Below are 23083 nucleotides of genomic sequence, written 5' to 3'. Positions count from 1 at the left end.
CGCGCAGTATGGCCCTGACCGCCAGCAAAAACCAAGCCCCATGAAAAAAGCCGCCCCGTTTCCGGAGCGGCTTTCTGTAATGTCATGTGGTGCCGGATCAGGCAGCCAGCGCGTCCTGCGCCTGCTTGACGATCGCACCGAATGCTTCGGGCTCATGCACCGCCAGATCGGCCAGAACCTTACGGTCCACTTCGATGCCGGCCAGGTTCAGACCGTTGATAAAGCGGCTGTATGTCAGCGCCTCATCATGGCTGCGCACTGCCGCGTTGATCCGCTGGATCCACAGCGCGCGGAAATTGCGCTTGCGGTTCTTGCGGTCACGTGTGGCGTACTGGTTGGCCTTGTCGACGGCCTGGCGTGCAACTTTGAAGGTGCTCTTGCGGCGGCCATAGTATCCTTTGGCGGCCTTGATGACCTTCTTGTGACGTGCGTGGGTGACTGTTCCGCCTTTAACTCGGGACATGTGTGATCTCCTTCAGGCTCAGCGGTCGTAGGGCATGAAGCCCTTGACGATTTTGGCGTCCGGTGCGGACAGAGTGGTTGTGCCACGGGCGTCGCGGATGAACTTGCGTGTACGCTTGATCATGCCGTGGCGCTTGCCTGCCTGGCCGGACATCACCTTGCCGGTGGCTGTCACCTTAAAGCGCTTCTTGGCGCTCGATTTAGTCTTCATCTTGGGCATTTCCGTCTCCTCAAAGGTAGGTCGGTTTACGCACGACTCGGCATGCCACATGAGCCGGTCGCGCGGTTGAAGGCTGCTCTATAGGGGGAGCTCTGTTTATGGCAAGCCCTGAATCGGGAAGGCACCTCAGAAGATGTAAAGGTTCACGACCCGCATAAAGACCTTTGGAATGCCGGTCACCGTGTACCCACCCTGGACAGTCGCCATGGCGTAGCCGATCAGACCCAGCCCCGCCACCAACGCAATCGCCCCGACACGCGGCGGGCGGCGCTCGGAGAGCGCGGAAACGAGCGTCGGAAAAGACAGCACAGTCAGCACGATACCGATCACAAGCGCCAGATCCGGATCCATCGCAAACTCCACTTCACCTTACGTTAGGTAAGGCTACTCCGGGTCGGTGTTGAAAATCAAACGTTCGTCACAGGGTGCAACACGCAGAATATTGGTGCTGCCGGGCACGTTGAACGGCACACCGGCGGTCACCACAATCATGTCGTCCTTGTCCGCATAGCCCTGACGGGTCGCGGCGCGTGCGGACTGCACAACCGCCATCTTGAACCGGTCCAGCGGATCAACGATCACGCAGTTTGTGCCCCATGTCAGCGTCAGGCGGCGCGCGGTGCGCGGCACAGACGTCATCGCAATGATCGGTACCCGCGGACGTTCGCGCGCCACCAGAGCCGCTGTCGTGCCACTTTGGGAAAAGCAGCAGATCGCCTTGATGTTCGTGGTTTCCGCAATCTCGCGGGCTGCCGACACGATACCATCCGCAATGGTCCGGCCTTTGGCCTCGCGCGAGGATTCGATGATCTGGGTGTAGGTCGGGTCAAGCTCAACCTCAGTCGCGACGTTGTTCATGGTCGTCACAGCCTCAACCGGATAGGCACCGGCCGCCGATTCAGCCGACAGCATGACAGCGTCTGCGCCCTCATAGATCGCCGTTGCCACGTCCGAGACTTCGGCGCGTGTCGGCACCGGGCTTTCGATCATGCTTTCCATCATCTGGGTGGCCACGATCACAGGCCGCGCTGCGGCACGGCACTTGCGCACCAGACGTTTCTGAATGGGCGGCACATTCTGAACAGGCAGCTCAACACCCAGATCGCCCCGCGCCACCATGATCCCGTCACTGACGGCGAGAATGTCATCAAAATTCTTAACCGCGGCCGGTTTTTCAATTTTGGACAGGATCGCCGCGCGGCCGTTGGCCAGATCGGAGGCTTCCAGAACGTCCTCGGCACGCTGCACAAAAGACAGCGCCAGCCAGTCGACACCCAGTTCACAGACAAATTCGAGATCCTTGCGGTCCTTGTCCGACAGCGCCGCGAGCGGCAGCACCACATCGGGCACGTTCACGCCCTTGCGGTTGGAAATCACCCCGCCTGCAATCACAGTGCAGTTGGCATAATCAGGGCCACACTCGTCCACAGTCAGGCGGATTTTCCCGTCGTTCACAAGCAGGGTGGCACCCGGCTCAAGTGCGGCAAAAATCTCGGGATGTGGCAGGTGCACGCGGTTCACATCACCGGGCGTGTCGTCGAGATCCATGCGGAATTTTGCACCTTCTTCCAGCATCTCGCCCTCGTCGCTGGCAAAGACACCAACGCGCAGTTTCGGGCCCTGAAGGTCGGCAAGGATGCAGATGCTGCCGCCCGTTTCCTTTTCGATCTGGCGGATGATTGCGTGGCGTTCACGGATTTCGTCGTGACTGCCATGGCTCATGTTAAGCCGGAACACGTCGGCACCAGCCTCGTGCAGCGCGCTGATCATTTCATAACTGCTGGAAGCAGGGCCAAGCGTGGCCACGATCTTTACATTGCGCGTGCGTCTCATATCTGCGGTCGTCCCTCTGATCTGTCCGGGTCATCGCCCTGCGGCGGTGCCGTTATCGCTAACGGATTGCCAGCCTTATGCCGCATCGCGGCGCACGGCGCAACCGCGCAGAGACTGCACCAACAGAGGTAATGTCATGATGACACCAGCCTGCTTGACATCATCCGTGACGTCCCCACCTTTGAGGAACGACCAGCAAGGAGCCCCGCATGCCGACGCAGACCGAGATTGAACTCCAGGCCGCCGCTTTCCGCCGCCTGCAGCAGCACCTGATGCAGGACCGCACCGACGTGCAGAACATCGACATGATGAACCTTGCCGGGTTCTGCCGGAACTGTCTGTCACGCTGGTACCAGGAAGCAGCCGCCGAAAAAGGCATCGACATGACCAAGGACGAGGCGCGGGAGCTGTTCTACGGCATGACCATGGACGACTGGAAAGCCAACTACCAGACCGAGGCCACCGGCGATCAGAAAGCCGCTTTTGACAAGTCGTTCCGGGAAAACGTCGGCGAAAGCTGATCAGGCAGCAGCACAGGGCCCAGCGGACACAAGCGCCGAGGCACCGCTGTCAAATGCCGCAGAGCGTGTCGCGTCACCCTCAGTGATACGCACCGCCGCTCCGGTAATTTCCGCGCCCGACACCATGATGCCACGCGCCTCTGCGGTGTCATCGACGTCGATGGTAAAGGCAATCTGAGCACCCGGCGCCAGCGCTGAGATGTTCAGCGAAATTTCCCGGTCCCCGTCGCGCACCTCAGGCAGCCCGTCCAGCGCGCTTTCTCCTGCCACCAGATCGAAAGGCTGGAAAACCTCCACGCCGGCACCGGATCCGGTCACATCAAAGATCAGACCACCTGCGGAACCCGCCATGTCGAGCGTCAGACCCGCGGCGGTCAGTGCGCAGTCGCCGAGGTTCTCGATGATGAAACGGTCTTTGGGCGCACTTTCCACAAAGCGCACGGCAATATCTGCGGCGGCGGTCTGGGTGGTCAGAAGAATGGCAACAGCGGTCGCTCTCAGCATGGTTTGTCCTTTCCTGTGTCCCTGCGGATCTAGGGCAAACCGATGCGGCGCAAAGGCTTCGCTCAGAAAAGGATCAGAATACGCCACAGCGCCCGCAGCACCGGGACATCACTGCCCGGCTCCGCGACCGTCACATCCAGGACCAGCATCAGCCCGCCATCCGGTCGCTCCTCTGCGTCTTCCAGCACAAACTGCGCGGCAATCTCAGCCCCGGCCTGGACCGGCGCAATAAACCGCACCCGGTCAAAGCCATAGTTCAGCGACGCACTCTGCCCGGTGACACGCGGCACGGCGTCATAGGCAAAGGCGGAAAGCAGCGACAATGTGAGAAACCCATGCGCCACAGGTCCGCCGAACCCCGCGGCACGGGCAGCTTGCGGATCAAGATGGATCGCTTGTGCATCGTCTGTCACGGCGGCAAAACCGGCAATCTGATCCTGGGTGACAGTCACCACAGCAGACCGGCCAATTTCCTGACCGATGCGCGCCATCAGCGCATCCCGCGACAGAAACCCCGCGTTATAGGCAGGACCGGACAGCGGTCAGACCGCTGCCTTCAGGCTCTCATCCAGGTAAATTTCCCGCAGGCGCGGCGCGACGCGGCCCGGCACACCTTCTCCCAGCACGGCGTCATCAATCTGCACAACAGGCATCACAAAAGTGCTGGCCGAGGTGATGAACGCCTCATCGGCTTCCTTTGCCTCGTCGATGGTAAAGTTGCGCTCCTCGACTTCCATCTGCGCTTCTTTCGCGAACCGCAGCACCGCAGCGCGCGTGATACCGTGCAGGATGTCATTGCTCAGCGCCCGCGTGATGATCTTGTTGCCTTTGACGATATAGGCATTGTTGGACGTGCCCTCGGTCACATACCCGTCCTCGATCATCCATGCGTCGTCCGCGCCAGCCTTTTTGGCCATCATCTTGCCCATCGAAGGATACAGCAGCTGCACGGTTTTGATATCCCGGCGGCCCCAGCGGATATCGTCAATGCTGATCACTTTCATGCCCTTTTTCGCGGCGGGGCTGTCCGCCAGACCGGGCTTATTCTGCGTGAACAGAACAATGGTCGGATCTGTTGTCTCCGGGTCCGGGAAAACGAAATCACGGTCGCCCGGCGCGCCCCGCGTGATCTGCAGATAGATCATGCCTTCTTCGATCCCGTTGGCGCGTACGAGTTCCCGGTGCACCTCCAGCAGGTCCTCCTTGCTGATCGGGCTCTTCATGTCCAGCTCGTCCAGTGAGCGCTGCAGCCGCACTGCATGACCGTCGAAATCAATGAGCTTACCGCCCAGCACCGACGTCACCTCATAGACTCCATCCGCCATCAGAAAGCCGCGGTCAAAAATCGAGACATGCGCCTCGTTTTCAGGCATATACTCGCCGTTCAGATATACAGTGCGCATCGCTTTCTCCTTGCCACACGTCCGGTCCGGAACCACCAGGCCGGGACATTTTGTCATCCGGCGGACCCATGCGGGGGCTCACCGCGGAATTTCATCACATCTAGGTCGGCACGGCACCGGGTTGCAAGCAACCAGTTCTACTCCCGGGCCACAGACAGACCGCGCCCCTATCCCCAGAGCGCCGCTTCAGGCGGGTGCACACCGGCATCGTCAAAGACCAGCGGCGCCTCCCGGTCCGCCGCCAGCAGCAGCGGTCCGTCCAGATCAGTGACCAGCGCGCCCTGCGCCAGCAGCGTGGCCGGCGCCATCGCAAGGCTCGACCCTACCATGCAGCCGACCATCACATCGTAACCCGCCGCAAGCCCTTCGGCCCGCAGGGCCAGCGCTTCCGTCAGACCGCCGGTTTTGTCCAGCTTGATGTTGATCACGTCGTATTTGCCCTTCAGCGCCGGCAGACTGGCACGGTCGTGACAGCTCTCATCGGCACAGACCGGCACCGGACGCTCCATACCGATCAGCGCATCATCCTGACCGGCAGGCAGAGGCTGCTCCACCAGGCTCACACCCAGCCGCACCAGATGCGGCGCAAGGTCGGCATAAACCTCCGCACTCCAGCCCTCATTGGCATCAATGATGATCTTCGAGCCGGGCGCACCCGCACGCACAGCTTCCAGGCGCGGCATATCATCCGGCGTGCCCAGCTTGATTTTCAGCAGCGGCCGGAAGGCATTCTCTGCAGCCTGGGCACGCATTTTCTCCGGCGTATCCAGCGACAGCGTATAGGCCGTGATCTCCGGGCCCGGCACCGGCAGTCCGGCCAGCTCCCACACCCGTTTACCGGCCCGTTTGGCATCCAGATCCCACAGGGCACAATCGACCGCATTGCGCGCGGCACCTGCGGGCAACAGGTCATAAAGACCGGCGCGGTCAAAACGCTCCGGCAGCGCCGCAATCTCTGCAGTCACACTCTCCAGTGTCTCATCATACCGCGCGTAAGGGACACATTCGCCCAGACCCGTGACACCATCGTCCGTGATCCTGACCGTCAGAACCTTTGCCTCGGTCCGAGACCCCCGGCTGATGGTAAAAACCTGTGCCAGGGGGAATACGTCAGGTGTGACTTCTATGCGCATCTTGCTCTCTTCTGGCCAGAAATATCCCCGCCGGAGGCAGGACTCCCGCAAAGCGGAGGTTACAGCTTCAGCAGCGCGTCAACCAGTTTGCCCGCCCCAAAACGGAACGGGTCCGTCGCGGGCAGGTTCATACGGTCTTCAATCTCCTGCAGACAGGCCTTCGCCGCATCCTCATCCAGCGCCTTGGTGTTCACCGAAACACCGGTGACCTCGCACGCGGGGTTGGCAACACGGGCAATCGGGAGCGCCGTGTCACGCAGCTGTTCAAGCGACGGCAGGGTGTAATGCGGCAGCCCACGCATATGCGTCCGCGTGGGCTCATGACACAGCACCAGCGCATCCGGCTGGCCACCATGGATCAGGGCCATCGTGACACCGGAATAAGACACGTGGAACAGGCTGCCCTGACCCTCAATATGATCCCAGTGATCGGGATCATTGTCAGGCGTCAGATACTCAACAGCACCCGCCATAAAGTCGGCGATCACTGCGTCCAGCGGCACACCCTTGCCGGTGATCAGAATACCGGTCTGACCGGTCGCGCGGAAATCCGATTTCATGCCACGTTTGACCATTTCCGCGTCCATCGACATCGCCGTGTACATCTTCCCGCAGGAACAGTCGGTGCCAATGGCCAGAACACGTTTACCCGTGCGCTTCTGTCCGTTTGCGATCGGATAGGCAACCGACGGCACCCGCACATCATGCATGGTCATTCCGTTGACCTTAGCCGCCGCCTGCAGCTCGTCTTCGTTGCGCAGCAGATTGTGCAGGCCAGCCGCGAGGTCATAGCCCATCTGCAGCGCCTGAACGAGCACCACTTTCCACTCGTCAGAAATCACGCCGCCACGGTTCGCAACGCCGATCACCAGGGTTTTGGCACCGGCTTTCAGACCCTCTTCGAGCGTCATATCGGTCAGGCCCATATCGGCGCCACAGCCCGGCAGACGGAACTGACCGACTGCGTTTTCCGGACGCCAGTCCTTGATGCCCTGCGCCACTTTGGCAGCCAGCTGGTCGGGCGCATCGCCGAGGAACAAAAGGTAGGGTGTCTGGATCATGATTAGGCCTCCGTCAGATTCGACGCAATTTCACCCAAAACGCCTGCAATGACATCTTGAAAACGACGGAATTTACCAACAGCACGCAAAAAAATTCGAACACTTTGGAAATTTGACGAATAATTCAGCGCACCTCCCCTTTTCACGGCAGAGACTCCCATGCTGCAGATGCAAAATGCACTTGCAGCATGCCGCGCAATTTAATACCACGCAAAGCAACGCAACCGTAATTTTATTACCCAAGGAACGCCCATGAGTTTCCGCATCCAGCCCACGCCCCCTGCCCGCCCGAACCGCTGCCAGCTTTTCGGCCCGGGCTCGCGTCCCGCCATTTTTGAGAAAATGGCCGCCTCTGCCGCCGATGTGATCAACCTTGATCTCGAAGACAGCGTGGCCCCCACGGACAAGGACAGCGCCCGCGAAAACATCATCGCCGCCATTTCTGACGTCGACTGGGGCAGCAAGACCCTCTCTGTCCGCATCAACGGGCTCGACACACCTTACTGGTACCGCGATGTGGTCGACCTGATGGAACAGGCCGGCGACCGGCTGGATCAGATCATGATCCCCAAAGTCGGCTGTGCGGCAGATGTCTATGCCGTGGATGCGCTGGTCACGGCCATCGAGACCGCGAAAGGGCGCACAAAGAAAATCACCTTCGAAGTGATCATCGAATCCGCCGCCGGCATCGCACATGTCGAAGAAATCGCCGCAAGCTCGCCACGCCTCGCCGCCATGAGCCTCGGGGCGGCGGATTTTGCCGCCTCGATGGGTATGGCAACCACAGGCATCGGCGGGACACAGGAAAACTATTACATGATCCGCGAAGGCCAGAAACACTGGTCCGATCCCTGGCACTGGGCCCAGGCCGCTATTGTCGCTGCCTGCCGGACGCATGGCGTTCTGCCAGTCGATGGCCCCTTTGGCGATTTCTCGGATGATGACGGCTTCCGCGCCCAGGCCCGCCGGTCGGCAACGCTCGGGATGGTCGGCAAATGGGCGATCCACCCCAAACAGGTCGCCATCGCCAACGAGGTCTTCACACCCTCCGAAGAAGCCGTCGCCGAAGCGCGCGAAATTCTCGCCGCCATGGAACAGGCCAAAGCGAACGGCGAGGGCGCGACCGTCTACAAGGGCCGCCTCGTGGACATCGCCTCGATCAAACAGGCCGAAGTGATCGTGCGACAGTCCGAAATGATTGCCGGCTGACGCCATTGTGACTTGGCAGGTGGCGCAGTGCGTGGCTCACTTTGATCAAAGGAGACACTCATGCGCCGCTTTCTGACCGCTCTCATCCTCTGCCTCGGCACTGCCGCCGCCGCCGAAATGGCCCCGCGCGAGGGCTGGTCTGTGCTGCCAACCACAAAAACTCATGCCACCCTGCTCGCCGATCTGAAAAAGGCCGTCAAAGCCAACGGCATGGGCGTGGTGACCCAGGCCGGACCTACCGGCACCGCCCGCAAGCGCGGCATAGACATCCCCGAGAACCGGGTGGTGGGCGTGTTCAACAATGACTTCGCGGTCAGGATTCTCGCCCTGTCGACCCCCGCTATGATCGAAGCGCCGGTCCGGTTCTATGTGACGGAAAACGCGGATGGCACCGCCACACTGTCCTACAAAACGCCGGGGTTCGTCTTTGCTCCCTACGTGGCCGAAGCCGGCCCGGAACTCGAAGCGGCCGCGGCAGACCTGGATGCACGTTTCGCCGAAATCGCCAAAGCCGCCATCAACTAGGCCCCGTCTCCCCGGATTCGCTCCGCGATGATCCGCACCACGTCCGGATCGTCGAAATACGTAGTATGCACCATCGCTTTATTGGTATCGCCAAAGGCTTTCCTGGCCTCTTCCAGCTCCCAGTCCGTCATCTGAAGCAGGGCCGGGCGCGCACCGCCCGAACTTGCCGCAAGCGCTGCGTCGGACCTTTTCCGGATGTTTGCCTGCACCTCCGGCGGCAAAGCGTTCTCTCTTTTCAGGGCCGGATGCGGCCAGGGCTCAACAGCACGCACAGTTTCAAGGTTCTGAACGCCGAGGATCAGGGACGCCGCCCGCTTTTTCAGCAGGCCATCCAAAAACACCCGGAACCGTTTCTGGGTGACGCGTCTGACCAGCATAGCCGGTTGCATCAAACGATAGTGCAACTCTGTCTGGAAAATGGACTTCGGGAAAGGATCGTCGATATCCTTGAGCTCAGGCGGCGTTCGGGAACCCCTGAGAGCAGCCTGCAACAGCGCAATGGCTTCGTCATCTTCGGACCAAAGCCCAAGCCAGCGGTCGGAAAAAAGGGCAACATCTGCCGGCCGCTGATGCTGAATGTTGATCTGGTTGTGCACAATCGCCCGCGTCGCCATGCTGAGCAGGCTCAGGAAATAGCTGACCATGAGGGTCACGACAAAAGCGTAAACCGCATGTATCGTTGGACCACCGAAAATCATATCCCACAAAATGCCAGCCAGCAGGCTTATCAGAACAAGTGGCTTTAAGACCCGGTACAACACATGACCGGGCAATTTCTGCAGATGGATAAAGGGGGATCCCACGGTAATCACATTCCGCAGCATTCCCAGCGGTTTTGTACCGTCCGCATCTGCAGCTCCGGAATTCCGCCGCCTCACAAGCTCCTGAAACAGCATGACCCACACAGCCGTTCCGCCATGACTGTGGGCGACGATGTGATAGGGAACACCCCGCGCCTCATATCCCTCGATCATCCGGAGCAGATCGAGGCCAGCGCCGACACGATGCACATTGCTGTTCTCTCCGCCCCACCGGAACACCTCGCCCGGCCCGACGAGCCGGATGTGTCCGGGCAACTGCGCTGACAGCTTGGTATAAAAATCGCTGCCAACCTGCCACCAGCGCTCGCCCTCGTCTTTTTTGTCGGCAGAGAACGTGCCGTGTACCAGGATCACCACCTCTTCGGGGCGGTCGCTGTCTGCAGCCTCCTGACCGGTCATGCCCGTTCATCCTTGGGCGACCCCATGACCACATAGGACGTGATTGACGTCACCTGCGGCATCGCCCCCAGAATATCCGTGTGGAAGTGCTTGTAAGCCGGCAGGTCCGCGCATTCCACGCGCAGCAGGTATTCAATTGTGCCCGTCGTGTTGTGACACTCGACCACTTCCGGCGCCCGGGAAATGGCCCGCTCAAAAGCCTCCTGGCTGGCCTTGGTATGCGATCCCAGCCCGACCGCGATATAGGCCACAAAACCCGCCCCCATGGCCGCCCGGTCCAGCACCGCGCGATACCCGCGGATCACCCCGGTTCGCTCCAGCTCCTGCACGCGCCGCAGACAGGCAGACGGCGAAAGCCCCACCCGTTCGGCCAGTTCGATGTTACTCACGCGCCCATCCGCAGACAGCTCACGCAATATATGTTCTGATTTCCGATCGAAACCTGCCATAAGTTGCAAAACTATCCGATCACTGCCCTGATTTGCAACCCTGCGCCGGAAAAACCGCGCGATAGTTGCTCAATGACACTTGATATCCTCCTCGCCCTCACAGTCTTTGCCTTTGTCAGCTCCGCAACACCGGGGCCCAACAACCTGATGCTGATGGCCTCCGGGGCCAATTACGGCTTCCGGCGCTCCATTCCGCACATGCTGGGCATTTCCATCGGCTTCGGCGTCATGATCATTCTTGTGGGTGCGGGCCTGATCCAGGCCTTTGACGCATGGCCGGTCAGCTATACGATCCTCAAAGTTCTTTCCGTCATTTACATGACCTGGCTGGCCTGGAAAATCGCCACCGCAGCCCCCGTGACAGAACGGGCCGCCGCAGGGCAGCCAATGACCTTTTTGCAGGCCGCCGCCTTTCAGTGGGTCAATCCCAAAGCCTGGGCCATGGCGCTTACCGCCCTGACAGTCTACGCCGGTGATGCAACCCTTCTGGCGTTCGGCATCGTTGCCGTCGTCTTTTGCCTCGTGAACCTGCCCGCGATCACCATGTGGACCGTTCTGGGTCAGCAGGTCGCGCGCATCCTGACAAATACGACACGGCTGCGGGTCTTCAACCTGACCATGGCCGCTTTGCTGATCGCCTCACTTGCGCCGGTGCTCCTGCCAGCCTGAGGCCGTTGCATTGCCCGCAAATGCCCGCCATATACAACGGACAGAGAGTGGAGTGCGCCATGACCCAGTATATGGACTTTGAAAAACCCCTGGCCGAAATCGAAGGCAAGGCCGAAGAACTGCGGGCAATGGCACGGTCCGGGGAAAATGTGGACACCACCGAAGAGGCCGCAGCGCTGGACACCAAAGCCCGCGCGATGCTCGAAGAGCTCTACACATCGCTGACACCCTGGCGCAAATGCCAGGTGGCACGCCATCCCGAACGGCCCCACTGCAAAGATTACATCGACGCGCTCTTCTCCGATTACACACCGCTGGCAGGTGACCGGAACTTTGCGGACGACCACGCCGTGATGGGCGGTCTTGCGCGGCTGGACGACAAACCGGTGATGGTGATCGGCCACGAAAAGGGCAACGATACCCGCTCCCGCATCGAACGGAATTTCGGCATGGCGCGGCCCGAGGGGTACCGTAAGGCCATCCGCCTGATGGATCTGGCACATCGCTTTGGCCTGCCGGTTGTGACACTGGTCGACACGCCCGGCGCCTACCCCGGCAAAGGGGCCGAGGAACGGGGCCAGTCCGAGGCGATCGCACGCGCAACCGAAAAATGTCTGCAGATCGGCGTACCGCTGGTCTCCGTGATCATCGGCGAAGGCGGCTCCGGCGGGGCTGTGGCCTTTGCCACGGCCAACCGCGTCGCGATGCTGGAACACTCCGTCTATTCGGTCATCAGCCCGGAAGGCTGTGCCTCGATCCTCTGGAAAGACGCCGAAAAAATGCGCGAGGCCGCTGAGGCGCTGCGTCTGACCGCGCAGGACCTCAAAAAGCTCGGCGTCATCGACCGGATCATCACCGAACCCCTGGGCGGCGCGCACCGGGACCCGCTGAATTCCATCAAATCTGTCGGCAACGCGATCACGGCCATGTTGGGCGATCTGGAGGGACAGGACCCTGCAGCACTAGTGGCGGACCGCCGCCGCAAGTTTCTTGATCTGGGCAGCCAGGGCCTCGCCGCCTGAGCCACGGCCTCAGCTGGCCAGCATCCGCAGGCCCTGCGTCACATCCGACCGCACCGCCAGCCGCAGGCCCGGCTCATCCCCCGCGCGCAGTGCCGCGATGATCAGCCGGTGAAACTGCGGCGGCTCCGTTTTGCGCAGCTTCCCGTAAAGCGCCCGCATGGTCGGCCCGAGCTGCAGCCAGACCGTCTCTGCCATAGCCAGCATCGCCGGTGCCTGCGCGCGCAGGTAAAGCGTGCGGTGAAATTCCAGGTTGGTCCGGATATAACTGACGGCATCGCGGTGAGCGACAGCCTCTGCAACGGCCGTATTGATCGTCTGTAACCGTTCAATAAGCGCCATATGCGCGCGCGGCAGGGCACGGCTGGCCAGCTCAACCTCGATGAGCGCCCGCAGCGCGGCCAACTCCTCAATCCGCTCATTGCTCAGTTCAGGTGTCGAAATGCGGCCCGAGGACGACATGGTCAGCGCCCCTTCGGCCGCCAGCCGGCGCACCGATTCCCGCGCGGGTGTCATGGAGACCCCGAATTCCTTACCGATCCCGCGCAGGGTCAGGGACTGTCCCGGCGAAAGCTCACCCTGCATGATCCGCCCGCGCAGTGTGCGGTATACCCGGTCATGGGCTGCCGGGGTGGCATCAGTGGGGCGTTGCAGCGGAAGCATGTGTTTTTGTGATCACAAAATATAGGGGCGTCAAGCCCTTCGTGATCACACAGCAGAATCTGTAGCGGTGTAATTCGCCCCCGTTCTGGCGCAACCAGCGGCGCGGCGCTTCGTATTCACCGTAAATACGGCGGACGCCGTCCCAGAAGGTGCTGGAGTGATTCATCTCAGCCAGATGCGCCACCTCGTGAGCGGCGACATAATCCAGCACCTCGGGTGGTGCGAGAATCAGACGCCAGGAATACATCAGCCGCCCCTCAGAGCTGCAGGACCCCCAGCGGGACCGCGTATCGCGCAGGGTGATCGCGCTGTAGGGCCTGCCAAGACGCGCCGCATAGTCATCAGAGGCAGCAGACAGCCGATCGCGCGCAATGGTGCGCAGATGGGCCGCCAGGCGTTTGCCTGCCTGCGCGGGATCGCCGGGCACCGCGGCACGACCATTTTCGATCACGACGCGCCGGCCTGCACCGGCCACCACTTCATGGGGCTGCCCGCCGATGGGCAGAACGATCCCAGGCTGCACGGTGACGTCCTCCGCACGCGCGGCGAGATGGCGGCGAATCCACGCCTGTTTCTCTTTTGCAAAACGGACCGCCTCGCGCTCAGAGACCCTGGGCGGCAGCGTCAGTGTCACCCGGCCATCAAGCTGCGAGACCCGGAGCGAAATCCTCCGCGCCCGCCCGGAACGGCGCAGGATAAGGGGAATTGGCGGATCACCCGGCAGGATGATGTCGGACATGTCAGGCTTCCCATGGTCGTCTGGTGCAGGCGAGGTCTTTACAGCCCCCGCTGCATATGGCACTTGGCCGGAATCATCTACAGACGAACCGCAATTGCAAAGAGGGTTTTTCATGCCCAAGGAAGAATGGGGAACGAAACGCCTCTGCCCCACCACCGGCAAACGTTTCTACGACCTGAACGCTGATCCGATCGTGAGCCCCTACACAGGCGAAGTGGTCGAGGTTGACCAGTCCAAGTCGCGTATGATCGCGGCCGACGCCGAAGATGCTGCAACCACAAAGGCCAAAGCCTCTGCGGATACAGAAGACGCCGTGCTCGACGATGACGATGATGTCGATGTGGATCTGGGCGACGACATCCTGGATGACGACGACGACGAGGACGATAACGTGTCCCTCGACGAGATCGCTGACGTTGCCTCCGAGGACGAGGACAACTGATTTTCTGCGAACGCGCGGGCCGGGTCATTTTTACGCTTGATCCCGACCCGCGATGCGCCTATTCAGCGGCGCACCGGACTTGATGTCCACGATGGGGCCTTAGCTCAGCTGGGAGAGCGCCTGCATGGCATGCAGGAGGTCAGCGGTTCGATCCCGCTAGGCTCCACCATCCCCCCATTTCAAAAGTCCGGTTCAGCCGTGCAGCGCAGCAACCGTTTTGAGCGACGAAAAGGCATAGAGCGCCTCAAAGCCTTTCTCCCGCCCGTGCCCGGAAAGACCGGTGCCGCCGAACGGCAGTTCGACGCCCCCACCGGCGCCATAATTGTTCAGAAATACCTGCCCGGCCCGCAGCAACCGGGCCAGCCGCATCTGGCGCGCGCCGTCCCGGGTCCAGACCGACGCCACGAGGCCGTAGTCCGTGCCATTCGCGATCTGAAGGGCCTCTTCTTCGTCGTCAAACGGGATCACGACCTGCACCGGACCGAAAATCTCTTCGCGGGCCAATGGGTGATCGGGCGGGACATTTTCAAAGAGTGTTGGTGTGACATAGGCGCCCCCTGCCGGTGCCTCATCAGAGATGGAGCCCGTCGCCGCCACGCTGAGGTCCGCGCCGGCAGCGAGCCACCCGGCGACGATCCCCTTCTGCCGTGCCGAGATCAGCGGACCGACATCCGGATCATCCAGTGCCGGTCCCACCCGCAGCGCGCGGTAGCGCGCGGCCATAGCAGTGACCACCGCATCAAAAATATTGCGCTGCACCAGAATGCGGGAGGCAGCCGAGCAGGTCTGGCCCGCATTCTGGATACCGGCGTTGATCAGGAACGGCAGGGCCGCATCAATGTCGGCATCCTCAAAGACGAGCTGGGGGATTTGCCGCCCAGCTCCAGCGTTACCGGAACGACATTGGCACCCGCTGCCTGCTGCACGAGCCGCCCGGTCGCCACCGACCCGGTAAAGGAGACATGCTGTACGCCCGGATGCGCGCTCAGCGCAGCTCCTGCAGCAGCACCGGTGCCCGGCACAATGTTGAGCGCACCGTCCGGCAGACCGGCCTGTCGCGCCAGTTCGCCAAAGGCCAGGGCCGTCAGACAGGCCTCCTCGGCAGGCTTCAGCACACAGGCGTTGCCCATGGCCAGCGCCGCACCCACCGACCGGCCGATGATCTGCATCGGGTAGTTCCAGGGGATGATATGGCCGGTCACCCCATGCGCCTCGCGCAGGGTGTAGACCGTGTAGCCCTCAAGGTAGGGGATCGTGGCACCATGCACCTTGTCCGCGGCACCGGCGTAGAACTCCATGTAGCGCGCGAGGGCCGTCACATCCGCCCGCGCCTGGGTCAGAGGCTTGCCGACATCCAGAGCTTCCAGTTCAGCCAGATGATCCGCGTTTTCCGACACCAGCGCGCCGATGCGGGCCAGAATGCGACCCCGCTCGGAGGCCGCCAGGCGGCCCCACTCGCCCTGCCGCGCGGCCTGCGCCGCCGCCACCGCAGCATCGATATCCTCAGCAGTCCCCGCTGCGATACCGCAGAGCGTCGTACCATCCGAGGGGTTGATCAGGGGCAGGCTGTCACCGGCATCAGGCGCCTGCCAGCGGCCACCGATCAGGCACAGAGACGCATCAAGGCCAAGCGGTCGCACAGTCATAGAAGATCCTTTCTGTTGCGCCCCACTCTGCCCGGGCGGCACCCGCCTCGCAATGGCGGTATCGCAGGAATGGGTCGACTCCCGGCGCGGAAAGGCATAACGACGCGACGAACGCGGTATGGACTGCGCAATGAAACGGAACTCTCCCTTGATCACGACACTCGCCGATGCACTGGCCCGGCAGGGCTATGAAACACTGACCCCTGTACAGCAGGCGGTCACCGACCCGGACCTTACCGGGGCCGATCTGCTGGTATCGGCCCAGACCGGATCCGGCAAAACCGTGGCCTTTGGCCTGGCCATTGCCCCCACCCTTCTGGACGCAGAGACCCGGTTCACGGATGCGGCCGCACCGCTGGCGCTGATCATTGCCCCCACCCGCGAACTGGCCCTGCAGGTGCGCCGCGAGCTGACGTGGCTCTATGCGGACACCGGCGCGGTCGTGACCTCCTGTGTGGGCGGTATGGACCAGCGCAGCGAGGCGCGCGCGCTGGCCCGGGGCACACATATCGTCGTGGCCACGCCCGGGCGGCTCTGCGATCACCTGCGCCGTGGCGCAATTGATCTGTCGGACCTTCGCGCTGTGGTGCTGGACGAAGCGGATGAAATGCTTGATCTCGGCTTCCGTGAGGAGCTGGAGTTCATCCTGTCAGAAGCCCCCGAAACACGGCGCACCCTGCTCTTCTCGGCCACCGTTCCGGCCGCCATCGCCAAACTGGCGCAAAGCTATCAGAAGGACGCCCAACGGGTTGTCACTGCGGGCGAGGCACGCCAGCACACGGACATTGAATACCGCGCGCTCAACACGCACCCGCGCGACACCGAAAACGCGATCATCAATGTGCTGCGCTTTTATGAGGCGCGCAACGCTATCGTGTTCTGCAACACGCGGGCGGCTGTTGCCCGGCTGACGGCACGGCTGACAAACCGCGGATTTTCTGTCGTCGCCCTCTCGGGTGAACTGACGCAGTCCGAACGGACCAATGCGCTGCAGGCGCTGCGCGACGGGCGCGCGCGGGTCTGTGTGGCGACCGACGTGGCCGCCCGCGGGATCGACCTGCCGAACCTTGAACTGGTGATCCACGCCGAACTGCCATCCAATGCTGATACGCTGCTGCACCGCTCCGGCCGGACGGGCCGCGCGGGCCGCAAAGGGGTCTCCGCGCTGATCGTGCCACCCAAATTCCGCACAAAGGCGAACCGCCTGGTGGGGTGGGCCAAACTGAAAGTGGAATGGGCCGACCCGCCGTCTGCCGCCGAGGTCACTGCCCAGGACGAAGCCCGTCTGATGGAGAATTCGGTCTGGACCGACCCGGTGCCCGACGACATGCAGGAACTGGCAGAACGCCTCTCCGGCACATTCAGCGCCGAACAGCTGGCCGCAGGATTCGTTAACCTCTTCCGCACGCGCCTGTCCGCCCCAGAGGACCTGACGGATGCCAGCGCCCCGGACGACCGGCCGCGTCAGGCCTTCGGACCCTCTGTCTGGTTTTCGGTTACCATGGGGCGGGACGCAGGTGCCGAACCCCGCGTTCTGCTGCCGATGATCTGCCGCCATGGCGGTCTGAACAAAGACGATATCGGTGCGATCCGTATCCGCGCTACGACAAGCTTCATCGAGGTGCTGGAAGAAAAAGCAGACGCGATGGTCGCCACGCTCGGCGCGGATATGAAACTGGAGGATGGCGTCACCCTTGCACGCGCCGATGGCCCGCCCGAACCGGAAAAACGCGGCCCCCGCCCGGCGCGGGGCAAGGGACGGCCGGACCGCGCGCCACGGCGTGAAAAGCCAAAGTATGACCCGGACGCGGCTCCGGCCCGTGCCCCGCGCCGCGAGAAACCCGCCCAGGCGGACAAACCGCACAAACCGGCAGCAGCGCCCAAGGGAAAGAAACCCCCGAAGTCGCATAAAACCGATCGCTCGCCCATGAAGCCAGGCGACACGCCGAAACCGAAATCGCCCAGAACCGCTCCCGCAGACCGCCCGGCCCCCAAAGCCCGCGCCGTCTGGGGCAAAGAGAATCGCGAGGCGGCAAAAGTCGCCCGAAAGTCACGCGAGGAGGCCATGGAGCGCGAACGCGGGAACGCGGGCGGCGAGGCGCGCCGTGACAAAGACCGCCCCGGCAAACCGCCCCGCGGCAAGGCCGCCGGTCCGAAACACCGCTCGGACAAGCCCAAAGGCGGCAAGGGCGGCAAGCCCGAAGCCGGCAGCGCGCGCAAACGGGCGGCCGACACCTCCAAACGGTTTGTCCCGCCCCACAAACGCGGCCAGAAACCGGCGGGCAAGGCAGGCAAAGGCCCCAACGCCACCCCCAAACGGCGCGGCTGACCACAAAAAACGGGGCCCGAAGGGCCCCGCAAAATCACTGCACGTGAGTGCGGATCAGGCTTTGCCCTTCCAGGGCACGAGGATCCGCTCGGCCCAGCGCATCAGCATGTCGATGCCAAAGCCGATCACACCAATCAGGATGATCCCCAGGATCACGATGTCGGTGTTCTGGAAGCGCGAGGCCACCATGATCATCATACCGGCACCCTGCTCCGCTGCGACGAGCTCCGCGGCCACAACCGTGCCCCAGCAGACCCCCATCGCAACCCGTGCACCGGTAAAGATCTCGGGCAGCGAGTTGGGCACAATCACGTGACGCATGATCTGCCACTTGCTGGCACCCAGCGAATAGGCCGCATGCACTTTTGAGATGTTCACGCCGGACACACCCGACCGCGCCGCAATCGCCATGATCCACAACGCCGCCAGGAACAGCAGGATCACCTTGCCGGCCTCCCCGATGCCGAACCAGATGATCACCAGCGGGATCAGCGCCAGCGGCGGCACCGGGCGCATGAATTCCACAATCGGGTCAAACCACCCGCGGAACCAGTTGCTCAGACCCATCGCATAGCCCAGCGGGATACCCACCAGCGCGCCGCAGATAAAGCCTGCAACCACGCGGAAGAGCGAATAGCCCAAGTGCTCCACGAGGGTGAAACTGCGGAAACCCTCCTGAATGACGTTGATCGTGCGGCTCCACACCTGCTCGGGCGGCGGCAGATACAGCGGTTCCATCTGCCAGCCACGATACGGCGCGATGTTGGGCGTGCCTTTGTCCGACAGAGTTACCGTGCCGTTGTCGATCTGTACCGTCTCGCCCCGCGCAATAGGCTGACCGTTGATGGCCACCACTTCGGCGCCGTCCGACTTTTTGATCTCGTCGTTTGAATCCACACGCACGAGGCCTGTCCGCCACTGCGCAATTGTTGCGGAATCGTTCTTGGCAAAACCATCGCCCGGCTCAACTTCAGGTGCATCAACCTCTTCTTCGCGCGGATAGATCAGCACCGAAACCGTCGCATCATCCTGCTGGCCATCGGCTTCGGCCGTGTAGGTAAATTCCAGCGTACCCACGAAAGGTGCAGGCGCATGCAGGAAACCGGGCAACAGTTTGGACCCGGTGAACATACCCCAGATCAGAAAGATCGTCAGGATGGACACGATGCCCGCCACCCGGTTAGGGCGCACGGCGCTCTCGTCACCGAAGGTCACTGTCTTAAGTGACGTGAAATCCTTGGCCGCGGCCCGCTGAACCACTTTGGTGACGATAAAATACGACCCGACAAAAACGCCGACGTATATAAAGAGAACGAAAAGCCCGGTCATGATGCTTCCTCCGTCCGACCCATGATTTCTTCTTCCATGTCCCAGATCATCCCGAGAATCTCTTCACGGCGCGGACCGAACTCGGGGTGCTTTTTAACCTCACGCAGGTCGGCCCCCACGCCCAGCTCCGCAAAAGGCAGCCGGTATTCTTTGTGAATCCGTCCGGGGCGCGGCGCCATCACGATCAGACGTTCACCCAGCAGCAGGGCCTCTTCGACCGAGTGGGTGATCAGGATGATCGTCTTGCCGGTCTCTTTCCAGAGTTTCAGCACCAGGCTCTGCATCTTCTCGCGGGTCAGCGCGTCAAGCGCACCCAGCGGCTCATCCATCAGGATAACGTCCGGATCATTGGCAAGGCACCGGGCCAGGGCCACACGCTGCTGCATCCCGCCCGACAGCTCATAGATCGCCTTTTCCTTGAAGTCCTGCAGACCGACAACATCCAGCAGATGGTCAACGATCTCGGCCTTTTCACCCGCGGGCATGCCCTTCATTGAGGGGCCAAAACCAACATTGTCCCGCACGGACATCCACTCAAACAGCGCGCCCTTCTGGAATACCATGCCGCGTTCGGCATCCGGCCCGGTCACTTCATGACCATTCAGCTCCAGCCGGCCACTTGTCTGTGCCAGAAATCCCGCGACAATGTTCAGCAGGGTTGTCTTGCCACAGCCCGACGGGCCGAGAACACTCATCAACTCGCCTGGTTTCAGATCCAGGGAAACGTTTTGCAGCGCCTGAACAGCCGATCCGTTCGGCAGGTCAAAGCGCATGGAAATATCTTGCAGGGATAGACCCGACATCAGAGTCCCCTCCTATTGTTTGCGGAGAATTGCGGGGCGCACTGTCCGGTCCTGTAAAATCCGGACGGTATGAAGAGAAGCGGCGCGGAGTGTCCCCCGCGCCGCTGTTTGGCTTACATGTTGCTGGCAGCTTCCAGCGGGCCGGTGTTGACCGCGCCTTCGTAGCTGTCGAGCGCGGAGTCGATGGAACCCGCTTCAACAAATACGTCTGCGACGCCCTTCATGAAGGGTGCGGCCGCACCGCCGAACCATTTGGACGACAGCTGCTCTTCGATGGACGGGAACTTCATGGTCGAGATCGCGGATTTCGCCGCATCCATGTCCATACCGGCCTGCTCAGCGATCACAGCCAGCATTTCGTCGGATGGGTTGCTGTTCCACTCAGCGTTGGCATCTGCGGTGACTTTCAGGAACTTGGCAACAACGTCACCGTTTTCCGCGATGAAGTCTGCAGGGGCAGATGTCACGTCGAACACCAGGATGCCCAGGTCTTCTTTCTCAGCACCTGTCAGCAGCACGTTGCCGTACTCTTTCATGGAAGCCAGACCGCCGCCGTAGCCACAGGCAAAGTCCACAGCCTTCTGACCCAGTGCGTTCGCACCTTCCGGCGGAGGCATGTCAACGATGGACAGGCTGTCGAGCGGCACACCGAAGTGGTCCATCTGACGCAGGAAGCCGTAGTGAGCAGCTGTGCCCAGCGGTACGGCGACTTTCTTGCCGGCCAGTTCGCCTGCGCTGTCTTTGTCAATTTCCAGATCCGCGTTCACAACGCAGTTGTCGTTGTCAGAGTAGCTGACTGCCACGTCCACAACCTGGATGTCCTGACCACCGGATGCGGCAACCACGAAGGGCGGCACACCCTGGCTCAGCGCGATCTGAACGTCGCCCGATGCCATAGCTGCGGACATTGCTGTACCGGTTTCAAAAGAAACCCAGTTCACTTTCATGCCGAGCGCTTCGTCATAGGCGCCGGATGCTTTGGCCGCCATCATCGGCATCGGCCACTCAAGGAAATACGCGACAGTGATTTCACCGTGGCCGTCGGCCGCTGCTGTCTGAGCTGTCATCGCCATTACCGCGCCCGCTACGAACGCGCATGCTGTCTTTTTGATCATTGTTTTCTCCCGTTGATCATCTGCCGGTCTGTCCTGTCCGGCCCTGTTTTGGTGCTCTACGGTCTTTCGCCGTTTACATTTCTTCCTGTGCACACATCCATCCAATGTCAGATTTCCTGTGCCTGCAAGTGCCTTATTGAGACAAAAGGACGAATTTTCAGACCTCTGCCACAAAAACGGACTTCTGCCCGCTGCGCGTCTGGTGCCGTCCCGGCCGCAGAGCAGCCTGCGGGTCCGGCCCCGTTTGCGCGCGACATACTGATGACGGAGGCGGCCACGATTAAATGTCCAGTTTCCGCACCCCGATGAGTCCAGTCTGTGCCTTCAGTCATTGCGCCGCCACTCCGCCTGGTCCCGCATCCGCAGAACCGCCATTGCCATCCCCGCGCCCAGCACCTGCGGCAGGCGGAATTTATACCGCGGGATGCCTGTCACCGGGAAAGGCAGCGCTTCCAGCGGCGTGCCCAGCGTCCGGCGGGCCAGCACCTGACCCATGACATGGCTCATCGCAACACCGCGCCCGTTATACCCCAGCCCGGCAACAACGCCCGGCGCCGGCTCGTGCAGATGCGGCACCCGGTCTTCCGTCAGGGCGATGTGCCCGCCCCAGAAGTGTTTCCAGACAGCGCCCTTCAGGCTCGGGAAGGTCTCGGGGGCATCCTTCAGGATCCAGCCGAAACCGCCCATACCGCCCAGCGGCCGCCGGAACCCGATCCCGCCAAACAGCATCTGCCCCCCGGCTCACGGCGCGCATACATAATAAGGCGGCGCGTGTCCGATATCGTATGACCCTGCGGCAGGATGGGCCCGATCTGCTCTTCGTCCAGCACACCCGTCGCCATCTGTGACGACATCAGCGGCAGCACCGATCCCTTCAGCCTGGCAATCAGGCCATCCGAATACCCGTTGGTCGCCACCACGACCTTTTCCGCATCCACCCTGTGCCCGTTGACCTGCAGATGCCAGCGGCCGTCCTGCCGGTCCATACCGCTCACAGGCGACCAGCTGAACACCTGCGCCCCTGCGGCCCGCGCCACACGGTCCAGCCCGCGCACCAGCGCCATGGGCTGCACCGCGCCACCACGCGCAGACACGGTGCCCGTCGCATATCCATGCGCACCGGTCAGGCGGATCACGTCCTCGCGCTCCATGAATTCAAAATCAGCGCCGTGCTCATTCCACAGCGCCGCATTGCGCCGCGCCACATCCCGTGCGGCGGCACAGTGATCCACCCGGATCCAGCCCTTCTGCCGCGCTTCGCACTGAATCTGATAGGCGCGGATAAAATCAAACAGATCATCGGCCGACCGCAGCGCGGTTTCCGTCATCCGCTCAAAATAGCGGGTCCCGACCGCTTTGCGCAGATCGTCAGGCTGCGCCACAGGCAGCATCGGATTCACCTGACCACCGTTGCGCCCCGACGCCCCGAACCCTACGTCGCCGGCCTCAAAGACCGCGACCGTAACTCCCGCTTCCGCGAGCTCCAGCGCTGTGCGCAGCCCGGTGAACCCCGCGCCCACAACAGCCACGTCCACAGTAAGGTCGCCCTCCAGCCTGTGCGCCGGGGCAGCATCGGGGGCGGTCACCCGCCAGAATGCGTCAGGTATCTGCATGCGCGCAGCATTTGTGCAGCCTCCCCTCGCGTCAATCACGAATGCGCGGGCCGCCGCACCACCTGAAAAACCGGCAAATCACCGGATAACCGTTAATTTACGGGACCCTGCGGGAAACAGGGCTTGCCCGCCCCCCGTTTCTGGCCTTATCTTTGCGGCACTTCTGGCCCTACTTG

Annotated in this window: 23 protein-coding genes, 1 tRNA gene and 2 pseudogenes; 8 read left to right on the top strand and 18 right to left on the bottom strand. The window is 62.1% G+C overall.

What is annotated here, in order from left to right; translation table 11 throughout:
• Positions 1-97: 97 nt before the first annotated feature.
• From rplT to pyk, 4 genes are all read right to left on the bottom strand, one after another.
• Entirely contained in the window at positions 98-463 is a 366-nt protein-coding gene (gene rplT / locus ACZ1HA_RS18935) for a 50S ribosomal protein L20 (RefSeq protein WP_153217418.1), read from the bottom strand.
• Between the two features lie 18 nt (positions 464-481).
• Positions 482-682: a 50S ribosomal protein L35 gene (gene rpmI / locus ACZ1HA_RS18930; RefSeq protein WP_189368062.1), complete on the bottom strand. Its 201-nt coding sequence runs from the start codon at positions 680-682 to the stop codon at positions 482-484.
• Between the two features lie 126 nt (positions 683-808).
• Positions 809-1033 (bottom strand): hypothetical protein, encoded by a 225-nt coding sequence (locus ACZ1HA_RS18925; protein ID WP_436398227.1) that lies wholly within the window; start codon positions 1031-1033, stop codon positions 809-811.
• Positions 1034-1066: 33 nt separating this feature from the next.
• On the bottom strand, positions 1067-2515 hold the full coding sequence (pyk, locus tag ACZ1HA_RS18920) for a pyruvate kinase (protein ID WP_375229148.1): 1449 nt from the start codon (positions 2513-2515) through the stop codon (positions 1067-1069).
• A gap of 209 nt (positions 2516-2724) precedes the next feature.
• On the opposite strand from pyk, the gene ACZ1HA_RS18915 reads away from it, so the two are divergent.
• Positions 2725-3036 (top strand): DUF1244 domain-containing protein, encoded by a 312-nt coding sequence (locus ACZ1HA_RS18915; protein WP_375229149.1) that lies wholly within the window; start codon positions 2725-2727, stop codon positions 3034-3036.
• Here ACZ1HA_RS18915 and ACZ1HA_RS18910 read toward each other — a convergent pair whose 3' ends face one another.
• The 5 genes from ACZ1HA_RS18910 to dgcN form a co-directional block, all read right to left on the bottom strand.
• Positions 3037-3540, bottom strand: coding sequence for an aggregation factor core (locus tag ACZ1HA_RS18910; RefSeq protein WP_472714997.1), 504 nt, complete (start codon positions 3538-3540; stop codon positions 3037-3039).
• 62 nt (positions 3541-3602) lie between these two features.
• On the bottom strand, positions 3603-4031 hold the full coding sequence (locus tag ACZ1HA_RS18905; RefSeq protein WP_472714996.1) for a MaoC family dehydratase: 429 nt from the start codon (positions 4029-4031) through the stop codon (positions 3603-3605).
• 51 nt (positions 4032-4082) lie between these two features.
• Positions 4083-4943 carry a D-amino-acid transaminase gene (locus ACZ1HA_RS18900; protein WP_472714995.1) on the bottom strand — a complete coding sequence of 287 codons (861 nt, stop codon included), beginning with the start codon at positions 4941-4943 and terminating at the stop codon, positions 4083-4085.
• 167 nt (positions 4944-5110) lie between these two features.
• Entirely contained in the window at positions 5111-6076 is a 966-nt protein-coding gene (gene dgcA / locus ACZ1HA_RS18895) for an N-acetyl-D-Glu racemase DgcA (protein WP_472714994.1), read from the bottom strand.
• Between the two features lie 59 nt (positions 6077-6135).
• Positions 6136-7137: an N-acetyltransferase DgcN gene (dgcN, locus tag ACZ1HA_RS18890; protein WP_375229154.1), complete on the bottom strand. Its 1002-nt coding sequence runs from the start codon at positions 7135-7137 to the stop codon at positions 6136-6138.
• Between the two features lie 252 nt (positions 7138-7389).
• Between dgcN and ACZ1HA_RS18885 the strand changes: the two genes are divergently transcribed.
• Both ACZ1HA_RS18885 and ACZ1HA_RS18880 read left to right on the top strand, forming a co-directional pair.
• Positions 7390-8346, top strand: a complete 957-nt coding sequence (locus ACZ1HA_RS18885; RefSeq protein WP_472714993.1) for an L-malyl-CoA/beta-methylmalyl-CoA lyase — start codon at positions 7390-7392, stop codon at positions 8344-8346.
• A gap of 60 nt (positions 8347-8406) precedes the next feature.
• A complete protein-coding gene (locus ACZ1HA_RS18880) occupies positions 8407-8871 on the top strand; it encodes a DUF302 domain-containing protein (protein ID WP_472714992.1) in 465 nt (154 codons plus the stop codon).
• Here the strand turns inward: ACZ1HA_RS18880 and ACZ1HA_RS18875 are convergent.
• Both ACZ1HA_RS18875 and ACZ1HA_RS18870 read right to left on the bottom strand, forming a co-directional pair.
• Entirely contained in the window at positions 8868-10091 is a 1224-nt protein-coding gene (locus ACZ1HA_RS18875; RefSeq protein ID WP_472714991.1) for a hypothetical protein, read from the bottom strand. The two genes, ACZ1HA_RS18880 and ACZ1HA_RS18875, sit on opposite strands and share 4 nt — an antisense overlap.
• Complete coding sequence (locus ACZ1HA_RS18870; protein WP_472714990.1) at positions 10088-10540, bottom strand: Lrp/AsnC family transcriptional regulator; 453 nt, start codon at positions 10538-10540, stop codon at positions 10088-10090. The genes ACZ1HA_RS18875 and ACZ1HA_RS18870 overlap by 4 nt, the downstream gene beginning before the upstream one ends.
• A gap of 72 nt (positions 10541-10612) precedes the next feature.
• Here ACZ1HA_RS18870 and ACZ1HA_RS18865 point away from each other — a divergent pair, with 72 nt between their 5' ends.
• Both ACZ1HA_RS18865 and ACZ1HA_RS18860 read left to right on the top strand, forming a co-directional pair.
• On the top strand, positions 10613-11209 hold the full coding sequence (locus ACZ1HA_RS18865) for a LysE family translocator (protein WP_472714989.1): 597 nt from the start codon (positions 10613-10615) through the stop codon (positions 11207-11209).
• A gap of 59 nt (positions 11210-11268) precedes the next feature.
• Positions 11269-12231, top strand: coding sequence for an acetyl-CoA carboxylase carboxyltransferase subunit alpha (locus tag ACZ1HA_RS18860; RefSeq protein WP_436398234.1), 963 nt, complete (start codon positions 11269-11271; stop codon positions 12229-12231).
• Positions 12232-12240: 9 nt separating this feature from the next.
• Here the strand turns inward: ACZ1HA_RS18860 and ACZ1HA_RS18855 are convergent, their stop codons facing one another.
• Both ACZ1HA_RS18855 and ACZ1HA_RS18850 read right to left on the bottom strand, forming a co-directional pair.
• Positions 12241-12891 (bottom strand): GntR family transcriptional regulator, encoded by a 651-nt coding sequence (locus tag ACZ1HA_RS18855; RefSeq protein ID WP_472714988.1) that lies wholly within the window; start codon positions 12889-12891, stop codon positions 12241-12243.
• Positions 12866-13630: a M48 family metallopeptidase gene (locus tag ACZ1HA_RS18850; protein WP_472714987.1), complete on the bottom strand. Its 765-nt coding sequence runs from the start codon at positions 13628-13630 to the stop codon at positions 12866-12868. Before ACZ1HA_RS18850 ends, ACZ1HA_RS18855 begins: the two co-directional genes overlap by 26 nt.
• Before the next feature lie 112 nt (positions 13631-13742).
• Between ACZ1HA_RS18850 and ACZ1HA_RS18845 the strand changes: the two genes are divergently transcribed.
• Together ACZ1HA_RS18845 and ACZ1HA_RS18840 are read left to right on the top strand one after the other, a co-directional pair.
• Positions 13743-14072 carry a TIGR02300 family protein gene (locus ACZ1HA_RS18845; RefSeq protein ID WP_375229163.1) on the top strand — a complete coding sequence of 110 codons (330 nt, stop codon included), beginning with the start codon at positions 13743-13745 and terminating at the stop codon, positions 14070-14072.
• A 93-nt stretch (positions 14073-14165) separates the two neighbouring features.
• Positions 14166-14241 (top strand) — tRNA-Ala (locus ACZ1HA_RS18840).
• A gap of 23 nt (positions 14242-14264) precedes the next feature.
• Here ACZ1HA_RS18840 and ACZ1HA_RS18835 read toward each other — a convergent pair.
• Positions 14265-15718: pseudogene (locus tag ACZ1HA_RS18835) on the bottom strand (aldehyde dehydrogenase family protein).
• Between the two features lie 130 nt (positions 15719-15848).
• On the opposite strand from ACZ1HA_RS18835, the gene ACZ1HA_RS18830 reads away from it, so the two are divergent.
• On the top strand, positions 15849-18047 hold the full coding sequence (locus tag ACZ1HA_RS18830; protein WP_472714986.1) for a DEAD/DEAH box helicase: 2199 nt from the start codon (positions 15849-15851) through the stop codon (positions 18045-18047).
• 54 nt (positions 18048-18101) lie between these two features.
• On the opposite strand, the gene ACZ1HA_RS18825 is transcribed toward ACZ1HA_RS18830, so the two are convergent.
• The 4 genes and pseudogenes from ACZ1HA_RS18825 to ACZ1HA_RS18810 form a co-directional block, all read right to left on the bottom strand.
• Positions 18102-19376 (bottom strand): ABC transporter permease, encoded by a 1275-nt coding sequence (locus tag ACZ1HA_RS18825; protein ID WP_472714985.1) that lies wholly within the window; start codon positions 19374-19376, stop codon positions 18102-18104.
• Positions 19373-20179 carry a taurine ABC transporter ATP-binding protein gene (locus ACZ1HA_RS18820; protein WP_375229166.1) on the bottom strand — a complete coding sequence of 269 codons (807 nt, stop codon included), beginning with the start codon at positions 20177-20179 and terminating at the stop codon, positions 19373-19375. The genes ACZ1HA_RS18825 and ACZ1HA_RS18820 overlap by 4 nt, the downstream gene beginning before the upstream one ends.
• 113 nt (positions 20180-20292) lie before the next feature.
• The gene (locus ACZ1HA_RS18815) at positions 20293-21294 is read right to left on the bottom strand and encodes a taurine ABC transporter substrate-binding protein (protein WP_472714984.1); all 1002 of its coding nucleotides are present in this window, start codon (positions 21292-21294) and stop codon (positions 20293-20295) included.
• A gap of 324 nt (positions 21295-21618) precedes the next feature.
• Positions 21619-22907, bottom strand: a pseudogene (locus tag ACZ1HA_RS18810) (NAD(P)/FAD-dependent oxidoreductase).
• Positions 22908-23083 lie beyond the last annotated feature (176 nt).

This window comes from Roseobacter sp. S87, assembly GCF_055693285.1.
This window is presented reverse-complemented; position numbering and strand designations above follow the sequence as displayed.